The following is a 533-nucleotide window of genomic DNA, read 5'->3' on the forward strand; positions in this document are numbered from 1 at the left end:
CCCCCGAACCTGCCGAAGGATCAAAGCCGCCCGCCTCACCCCCCGCTGCCCGATGGCCGGGGCTGGCTCGAAGTGCCCAGAAGCGGACGTTTAGATAGACCATTCCAGCTTTTGGAAGTGGCCTTCCGTTCAGCGCGCCAGCAGATCGCGCAGGTTGACCAGCAGGATGCCGGCTAGGATGACCAGCGCACCCAGCAGGAACGGCCAGGTGAGCCGGTCATGGAGAACAAGGACGCCGAAGGCGATCCCGAACAACGGCGTCAAAAGCGACAGCACACCGAGTCGAGAAGCCAAATACGAACGCAGTAGTGTGAACCATGCGAGATAGCTTGCCGCCGAGATGACCAGTGTTTGATAGAGGATACTGGTGAACAGCGTCGGCGATGCATAAACCGTTGTTTGCCCCGAGCCGATCGCCACAACGGTCGCCAGCAACCCGGCCCCGGCGAGCTGATACCAGAGCGTCACGGTCGGCGGCGTCGAGGCGAGCCGCGTGGTCCGCACCACCAGCGTCGTCGCGCCCCACGCTGCGC

Annotated in this window: 1 protein-coding gene; it reads right to left on the reverse strand. The window is 63.8% G+C overall.

Annotated elements, in window-relative coordinates; genetic code table 11:
- Window positions 1-129: 129 nt before the first annotated feature.
- The coding region (locus tag AX702_RS06845) for a DMT family transporter (RefSeq protein ID WP_156455388.1) at window positions 130-533 on the reverse strand (404 nt) is incomplete at its 5' end.

Source organism: Sphingomonas sp. CCH5-D11 (assembly GCF_001557395.1).
Taxonomy (GTDB): Bacteria; Pseudomonadota; Alphaproteobacteria; order Sphingomonadales; family Sphingomonadaceae; genus Sphingomonas.